The organism is Nocardia sp. NPDC051929, from assembly GCF_044548645.1.
Lineage (GTDB): Bacteria > Actinomycetota > Actinomycetes > Mycobacteriales > Mycobacteriaceae > Nocardia > Nocardia sichangensis.
In genome coordinates this window covers 1-7,745 of sequence record NZ_JBIUCG010000054.1, presented here as the reverse complement: position 1 = coordinate 7,745, position 7,745 = coordinate 1, and the positions used below count along the sequence as shown (strand labels likewise).

8 protein-coding genes and 1 pseudogene are annotated in these 7,745 nt (G+C 62.3%); 6 read left to right on the top strand and 3 right to left on the bottom strand.

Translation table 11 applies throughout. The annotated features are described in order from the left end of the window. Positions 1-510 (top strand): integrase core domain-containing protein (locus ACIHAX_RS37530; protein WP_397282418.1); only part of this gene is annotated, 510 nt, incomplete at its 5' end. A 506-nt stretch (positions 511-1,016) separates the two neighbouring features. Here ACIHAX_RS37530 and ACIHAX_RS37525 read toward each other — a convergent pair. Next, positions 1,017-1,472, bottom strand: coding sequence for an Lrp/AsnC family transcriptional regulator (locus ACIHAX_RS37525; protein WP_397282416.1), 456 nt, complete (start codon positions 1,470-1,472; stop codon positions 1,017-1,019). 82 nt (positions 1,473-1,554) lie between these two features. Between ACIHAX_RS37525 and ACIHAX_RS37520 the strand changes: the two genes are divergently transcribed. Then, complete coding sequence (locus tag ACIHAX_RS37520; protein WP_364439328.1) at positions 1,555-2,172, top strand: LysE family translocator; 618 nt, start codon at positions 1,555-1,557, stop codon at positions 2,170-2,172. A 40-nt stretch (positions 2,173-2,212) separates the two neighbouring features. Here the strand turns inward: ACIHAX_RS37520 and ACIHAX_RS37515 are convergent. Then, a pseudogene (locus tag ACIHAX_RS37515) lies at positions 2,213-2,636 on the bottom strand (Tn3 family transposase); the annotation flags it as partial. Between ACIHAX_RS37515 and ACIHAX_RS37510 the strand changes: the two are divergent. The 3 genes from ACIHAX_RS37510 to ACIHAX_RS37500 all read left to right on the top strand — a co-directional run bounded on the left by ACIHAX_RS37510 (position 2,597) and on the right by ACIHAX_RS37500 (position 5,278). After that, positions 2,597-2,929 (top strand): transposase, encoded by a 333-nt coding sequence (locus ACIHAX_RS37510; protein ID WP_397080819.1) that lies wholly within the window; start codon positions 2,597-2,599, stop codon positions 2,927-2,929. The pseudogene ACIHAX_RS37515 and the gene ACIHAX_RS37510 sit on opposite strands and share 40 nt — an antisense overlap. A gap of 483 nt (positions 2,930-3,412) precedes the next feature. After that, on the top strand, positions 3,413-4,645 hold the full coding sequence (locus tag ACIHAX_RS37505) for a JmjC domain-containing protein (protein WP_397282413.1): 1,233 nt from the start codon (positions 3,413-3,415) through the stop codon (positions 4,643-4,645). Positions 4,646-5,074: 429 nt separating this feature from the next. After that, a complete protein-coding gene (locus ACIHAX_RS37500; protein ID WP_397282411.1) occupies positions 5,075-5,278 on the top strand; it encodes a hypothetical protein in 204 nt (67 codons plus the stop codon). 455 nt (positions 5,279-5,733) lie between these two features. Here the strand turns inward: ACIHAX_RS37500 and ACIHAX_RS37495 are convergent, their stop codons facing one another. Next, positions 5,734-6,357, bottom strand: coding sequence for an MspA family porin (locus tag ACIHAX_RS37495; RefSeq protein ID WP_364439350.1), 624 nt, complete (start codon positions 6,355-6,357; stop codon positions 5,734-5,736). A 336-nt stretch (positions 6,358-6,693) separates the two neighbouring features. Here ACIHAX_RS37495 and ACIHAX_RS37490 point away from each other — a divergent pair, with 336 nt between their 5' ends. Beyond that, positions 6,694-7,560, top strand: a complete 867-nt coding sequence (locus ACIHAX_RS37490) for a transposase (protein ID WP_397282409.1) — start codon at positions 6,694-6,696, stop codon at positions 7,558-7,560. Positions 7,561-7,745 lie beyond the last annotated feature (185 nt).

Sequence of the window (7,745 nt, the reverse complement as noted above, 5' to 3'; positions counted from 1 at the left end):
TTCGTCGAACCCCTCCCCGCCAAGCCCGGCACCCCGGCGGTGAAACCGGTTGGTCGGCGCGGGAAGTTCTACCAGTTCACCGCGATCGATGACTGCACGCGGTTGCGGATCTTGAAGATCTATCCGCGCAACAACCAGAAGACCGCGATCCAGTTCCTGGACTACGTGCTCTCGCAGCTGCCGTTCGCCGTCGAAACGATTCAGACCGATAACGGGGCGGAGTTCCAGTCCGGGTTCCACTGGCACGTGCTGGACAAGGGCATCAACCACGTCTACATCAAGCCGGGAACGCCGCGCTTGAACGGGAAGGTGGAGCGCTCGCACCGGATCGACGCCGAGGAATTCTACCGGCTTCTCGACGGCGTGGTCATCGACGACGTCAACATCTTCAACGCGAAACCCAAAGAGTGGCAAGACTATTACAACTATCACCGGCCCCATGGCGGACTCGACGGCCAGACCCCGTATGAGAGACTTCGTCAGAAGACGACAACCGGGGACCGGGTGTAGTCGATCTTCGTCAGCGGCACACCACACTGCAGTAGTAAGGCCCGCCAGATGTACAACGAGACCTACGAACACGGCAAACGCCGCTACACCGTCGCACAGATCTCCGAAACCTTCGGCGTTTCACGCAAAAGCATCTACCGACACCTCCACCGCAACCCCCCGTAACGTCGTCCTTCTGTCCGCGGGTGGGACCACGCGCGTATCCGAATCGAGCCATGCCCGAAACTGTCCCATAAAGGGCCGACAGCCCCGGTTTCGTCCCGTAGATTCCGCACACGGGTCCTGGCCCGGTTCGAGATTTCGACGAACTGCGGCTTCGCAGATCCGATTCGCCGCGCTCGATCTGGGAAAAAACGACTGTTTTTGCCCCGCTGAACCAGGCGCTGCGATGATGTTGACCCCGCGCCCGCGGATGACCCGCGCCTGTCATTCGGGGGCGAATTCGCCGGATAAGGATGGCGGCAGAAAGCCGAGCGCCTCCCTACTACGCCGGCGTGCTCCGGCAGTCAGTCGAGGGGGTAGGGCCGGTTCTCGGCGATGGTCTTCATGACCAGTGTGGAGGTGAGTTTCTCGACGCCGGGGAGGGTGGCGAGGGAGCGGTCGTAGACCTGCTGGAAGTCGGGGAGGTCGCGCGCGCTCACCCGCAGCAGATAGTCCGGTGTGCCGAACAGTCGGTGGGCTTCGAGGATATTGGCGACCTCGCCGACGGCGATCTCGAATGCTTCGACGGTGGCCCGGTCGGCCGAGGCCATCGTAACGAAGACCAGCGACTCGAAACCGAGTCCGAGGGCTTTCGCGTTCAGGTTGGCGCGGTAGCCGGCGATGGCGCCGAGTCGCTCCAGAGCGCGGACCCGACGGTGACACGGCGAAACGCTCAGGCGCACTCGTGCGGCGAGTTCGGTGACCGTGAGCCGCCCGTCTCGCTGGAGCTCGGCAAGTATCTTCCGGTCTACCGCATCCATGCGCAAGATTTTGCCATTCGCAGCGGCATTCCAAGGAAGACTTGGAAGCACATTCTCCCTGTTCACCCCTAGTCTTCCGATCATGGGATTTGGGGTTCTCGGCGCATTCTGGGCGGTGTCACTGCTGTTCGCCTGCACCCCTGGTGCGGAATGGGCCTACACGATCACCGCCGGGCTGCGCTATCGGAGTCCTGCGCCCGCCGTGGCGGGTATGTTGGGTGGACACCTGCTCGCCACGATCGCGGCGGCGGTCGGGATCGCCGCGACCCTGGCTGGGTCGCCGCCGCTGATGACCGCACTGACCGCTCTGGGCGCGGCCTACCTGATAGGACTGGGTATAGGCACCTTCCGCAACCCACCAACACCACACGCCGACATCGACATCGCTTCGGCGTCACGCTCGCGCCAGGTGATGAAGGGTTTCGGCGTGAGCGGGCTCAACCCCAAAGTGTTCGTCCTATTCCTGGCTCTGCTACCCCAGTTCTCCGACCCGACAGACGCTTGGCCGATCGCCGTCCAGATCCTCGCCCTCGGAACAGTCCACATCGTGAACTGCCTGGTGATCTATACCGGCGTCGGCCTGTGCGCCCGGTTCGTCCTCGGGACCCGACCGACCGCCACCAGGATGGTCGGGCAAGTCTCGGGTGTAACGATGGTCGGTCTCGGCGTTATCCTGCTGATCGAACAGCTCGCCCACTGAATCGGCGCCGTCCACGGGAGGGGCGATGTCGCGAAGCGCATCAGAACAGGGTGTCGCGCCCCCGCAACGGCCGGTATCCAGTCGGGCCCAGGGCGGCGAGTTCGGCGTCGATGTCGACCTCGATCGCGCCGAAGAAGTTGATGTTCTCGCTGCGCCGGGGAGATGTGGGTCAGCACCTCGTAGTCGATGCGGCGCCCGGTGCGGCGCATCTGCTCCACGGCCAGCCCGTAATACTCTGTCGTCCAAGCGATCACGGCGTTCGTCGCGAGGGTCGAGCACCAGGCTTGCCCGGTTTGGCCGTCCAGCTGCCGGGCCCGGATCATGCCCTCGTGGGGGTAGAGCAGGTCGCGGCGCAGCGCGTGCAGGGACTCTCCCTTGTTGAGCTGGCGGGAGATCTTGCGCCGGTAGTCGGGGTCGGCGAGGTATTTCGCGGCGTAGATCGTGCGCCGCAGCGCCCCGTACTCCTAAATTCGGCCGATGCTACGGCTTCCCCCAAAAGGCGGATCGCGGTCGTCGAAGGGCTGATCGCGCTCGGACATTCGGGACGGTCGGCCTGCCGAGCTGCCAGCGACAACAGATCTACCTTCTTCCGGCGACCACGGCAGCCGTTGTCCACCAGAACATTCGCAGGATCGTCGTCGCCGACGAGATATCCCGGATTAATGCCCGGTCACGCGGGACCTACGGCAAACGCCGGATCAAGGCTGCGTTGCTGGCCCAGTGCGAGGTGATCGTCAACCACAAGCTGGTGGCCTAGATCATGTCCGAGCGTAGGCTGTCCGGCCTGCCCGACGCAAACGTCGCGGTCACCTGAGGCTCCTCGGTTTTGTCGCTGCCGGAGATCGCCGCCCGCTACGGCAACATTCGACCTACCCACGCATCCGCTACATACGCGAATAACTCACCACCTTGACGATATACGTACGTGATAATTCGCTGCCGCACGCTGAATCACCTACGTGGATTTTACCGCCCTAGCGGCCCGCTCCACGCAGGCCGGGTCTTGCCAAAATCTCGCAACGCGTGTACTTTGACGTATCCATTCCCAATCTCTGAAGTGAGGTCTTACATGGACGTCCAAATCCTCCTGACGGAGGTCATTCCTTACATCGACACGCTGAAAGTTTTCAGCGCGTTGACGGACTCGATTATTCACCTCGCGGGGTACGCGGCCCCGATCGAAATCTGACGGCGAGGTGTGAACTGTAGCAGCAATTTGTAGTCATCCGGAGAACGAAACATGAGCACTCGGGCGCCTGTATTCGATGAGCTGGTCGGCGATGAACAGGTATTCTTTCGCGAATACTTCGATCGCATGCCATTGCTGCGGCGTGCGGCCATTCAAGGTGATGTACGCGAGGTTCTCCGCGCGGAGGATCTCGACGAGTTGCTGCATCGCGAGTCGCTCCGATTGCCTTATGTGTCGATTTTCGGCCGCGAATCATCTTATCAGGTGTCCCGGCTCATACACGGTAAGCCGGTAACCGACTGCGTGGCGCCGGAACGAGTCCACGAACATTTCTTGTCCGGCGCCACGATACAGTGGTATTCAATGAATCATTTCTTTCCGAACCTGCGTGAACTCACGTCGATGTTGGCTCGGAAATTCGCGTCCCGCAGTGAAGTCATCGCATTTCTCAGCGCGGCCGGCGCGAAAGAAAGCGCAGGCTGTCATCAAGATCCGGTGGACCTCTTCATCATTCAAGTCGAAGGTACGAAGAACTGGAAGGTGTGGGTGCCCCGAAAAGGGGAACCCACCTCGCATGAACCGGACGAGCTCGGCGAACCCCTGATCGACACCGATCTCGCGCCCGGCGATGTTTTGTACATGCCCTACGGCACGCCGCATTTGGTCTCGTCCAAGAATGCGATGTCGCTGCACCTTTCCGTCGCGGTGAAGCCTCGCAAATGGAGCGAGTTGTTGATCGACATCGTCGGCGACATCGTGAACGGCGACGCCGCCTTCCGAGGATTCCCCTATCTGGACGAGCAGTTGTCCGACGAGCAGGCGGACACGCTCGAACGGCTCGCCGGATTGCTCGCCGAGCGGATCGCGCTGATCGATCCGAAGGCTCGACTGCAGCAACTGGCTCGAGCCGGGCGCGACGCGGCGGTACCGTCCAACGGCCACGTCTTCGGCGACGCGGCCGGCATCGATCGCGCACAGAAGACGACCGGATTCAAGCGTGGGCCAGCAGAGGTCCTGTTCGGCGATACCGACGACGGTACGTGCACGCTCGAGATTCGGAAAACCACATCCGCGAGCATGGACGGCAAAGTCGAGCACTCCATCCGGAGAACCCGAATCAAGGTTCCGGAGAAAATAGCCGCCGGTCTGCGGCATATGACAGAAGGCGATATTCTGACCGCAGAGGATGTCTTTCCGGTGGGCGACGCTGAGCGATCGCTCGAAGTCGCCAAAAGTCTTGCCCGCATGGACATCCTGCAACCGGTTCGACTGCCAAGTCGATGAGCCTTCCCTCCAAGTCGAGAGGGGCCTGCTCGGAGTATTCGTGCCTGTTCACCGAGCTCTCGGTGTCATGCAGGCATGATACTCAAACCAAGTGCCGTTGCAATACTGATACTCCAGCTGCACTTCGTGGTGTTGTTGGGTAGCCTATTTCGTCGTGTCGGTGGATGAGGATCTGGCTGCGTGGGTGGCTGGGTTGGATGAACGGGCAGCCCCACCTGGTGTTCGGTAAGCCGTTCGGTTCACGGAACACCACACTCGCAGAACTGAGGCCTTGGCCAGGGTGTCTTGCAGAGGTATTCCGCGAACTGGTCCGATGAACCCCCGTCAGTAACGTCAAACGGTGATCGAGCCCTTCCGTGTCGGATATGTACGCTTTCCATTGACGAAACAAGACGTCAGATCCCAATCGAGCGACTGCTCGTCCTCACCGTGCTGCCCGATCGGATTCTCGTCGACAAGGGGTTTTCCGGCACCACCCGCCGCAACCGCACCGGCCTGAACAACGCGCGCACCGCAACCCCCTCCGCCGCAGCTGCGGTCACTGACCGGCAGGTGGTGCCGGCCACGACGAAAGTCGACCGGTTCGCCTGCGACATGGCCGAGGCCGGCGAAAGCACTGACGAGCTTGCGTGAGCGCGGCGTCCTGTCGGGCTCGGCAGCCAAATCACGACTGGTCCAACCCGTTAGGCAAACTGTTCCTTCAAACCTCACCATGGTCAACCGAATTCAAGCCGAACCTGAACCACCTGCGCGAATGCGCCACTATTCAACGGGCACGATCGGCGATCCCCCGCCTCGACCCGGCGCGGGCGGAACCAGGGCGCCGGCGGGCGCAACAGCGTTAGGTGCAGATCTTCCGGGTGCCTGGGCCGGCATTCGCGGTGGGGAGGGTAGTGGCGCAGCAGGTCCGCCTCGCTCTGCAGGGCCGGACTCACGGCTGCCGCAGGCGGGAGCAGCTGTCATGTTTTGTGTTTCGGCGCATGTTGGCGACGCAGCGACCGGTTCCGCGGATGCAGTGGAATCAGCAAGTAACAACGACGCCGACGTGGCGGCCAGCGCGAGCCAATGACACCATCCTCGTGAGCGAGTCACAACCATATCGGGTCACCGTAGACGGCGACCGAGTTGTCGGCCGTAGCTGTGGATATCGACACGATCGCAAATGAGCGTAGGCTAACGGCGCCCGCGCACGCGTCGATCTTGATCTGCACCTGGTCAACGGAGATAGAACCATGGGGTCCGGCAAGCGATTTGGTTTCAAAGACAATGTCGCTGATGGTACCCGGTTTGATGGTTGTCGATATGTTCGGCAAAGCCAATGCGCTGCCGCCCACTGCCAGACCGGGAGATGGAGCGACCGTCACCGCCACACTCGGACCGATCGCAGCGGACATCCCGAGGGTGAGACCGTTAGAAACGTCCGCTTGACAGCCGATCTGGTATCCCAACTGCAGTGCTCCTGAATTCACCGCCTCCCGGCCCTCGCCGCTGACATCGGCTGCGACCGACAAGGTGGCAAATCCTTCACGGGTGAACGGCGTAGCAGCCAGATTGGGTACGCGCTGAAGATCTTCCGCAGTCTTGCTAATCCGCAGCTCCCAACCGTCCTCGGTCGTGACGACGCGAGATTTGTCCTCCGTTTTATCGGCAGACGCGGTGGCGCTAGCAATCCCGACCACCGCAGTGGCGGCGAGTCCGAGGATCGTTATCATTGAGCCCCTCAAATGAAATCCTTCGTTCCGAAAGCAATTGGGACCCTCATATTACAGCGCCTCTTCGAAATCCTATGCATGTTGTTCCCAGAGCCGACAGGGGCCGCGCGGGGGCGCGTCATACAGATTTGACTATCTCCACGATACGGAGGTGGCCGGGCCGGACGCTGGGCCATCGGGCGTTCGCGCCTACACGACGATCCGTTCACCCTCATCGACCACATCCTCGACAACCGGCGGCAAACCCCGAAACGGCACCCGACAACGAGAGTCACCTCAACCATCGAGGCATCATGCCGTCACCTACCCTCGGCCACCACCGGAAGTGAGCTGGGCATGATCTTCAACGCCCAACAGGACGCGGTCTGGCGACGGACCAAGGCCGGCAACGAACTGCGGTCACTGCTGCGCGAGTACTATCCGGCCTTCCTGGACGTCTTCGCTGGGAAATCTGCCACCAACCTGGCCAATTCGAGGCCCGCGCCGTCCTGTCCATCGCCCCCACTCCAGCCCACCTCGCCAAACTCACCAAAGCCCGGGTCGCGGCTGCGTTGCGCCGAGCCGGACGCCACCGCGGCATCGACGCGCTCGCCACCGAGATCCACAAAGGCTTACGGCGCCCCAACGGCGCCAACCGGCTTGGTGGAGACAGCCTTCGGCCGCCAGGCCATGGCGTTGTTGGCAGCTCTCGACACCGCCTGCGACAGCACTGACGACCTCGAGCACGGCCGCTGCCGAGGAATTCCGCAAGCACGCCGACCACGCCATCATCACCATGCATGGCACCGCATCCACGACGCATTGTGGGACCGGGCACGGGTACGTGCCGGACTTGCCCCGCAGCCCACGGCCGCGGTGATCGACTCGCAGACCGTCCATGGCTGCGATACCGTGGCGGCAGCCACGGTCGGTTACGACGCGGGCAAGGAGATCAAGGGCCGTAAACGTCACATAGCCACTCACACCAGCGGACTGCTGCTGGCCGTGGTAGTGATTGCCGCGTCGATTCAGGACCGCGACGCTGCGCACCGGCTGCTGGCCGCCGTGCGGGCCCGCTTCGCCACCGTCTCGCCGGTGTTCGCCGACGGCGGCTATGCCGGACGGCTCGTTGTATGGGCGAAATTCGTGCTGGCACTGACAGTTCAGATCGTCAAACGCCGCGATACGGCCACCGGATCCGAGGTTTTACCCGCCGGTGAGTAGTGGAGCGTTCGTTCGGGTGGCTGGGTCAAACACCGCCGCGGTGTCCGCGACTACGAGACTCGCCTCGACCACCATGAGACGATGGTTTACCTAGTGCCTCGTCCAAGTAGGTTGCCTCGGTAACTGGGTGTCGGGTTGATCGTGGACCTGTTGCCGGTGATGCTGCCGGTGGAGGTGGTGTTGGT

What these genes read in the sequence shown, in the direction of transcription:
- ACIHAX_RS37520 (WP_364439328.1), top strand. Translation starts at nt 1,555, where the DNA reads ATGGGATTTGGGGTTCTCGGCGCATTCTGGGCGGTGTCACTGCTGTTC.
- ACIHAX_RS37490 (WP_397282409.1), top strand. Translation starts at nt 6,694, where the DNA reads ATGATCTTCAACGCCCAACAGGACGCGGTCTGGCGACGGACCAAGGCC.
- ACIHAX_RS37495 (WP_364439350.1), bottom strand. Translation starts at nt 6,357, where the DNA reads ATGATAACGATCCTCGGACTCGCCGCCACTGCGGTGGTCGGGATTGCT.
- ACIHAX_RS37525 (WP_397282416.1), bottom strand. Translation starts at nt 1,472, where the DNA reads ATGGATGCGGTAGACCGGAAGATACTTGCCGAGCTCCAGCGAGACGGG.
- ACIHAX_RS37505 (WP_397282413.1), top strand. Translation starts at nt 3,413, where the DNA reads ATGAGCACTCGGGCGCCTGTATTCGATGAGCTGGTCGGCGATGAACAG.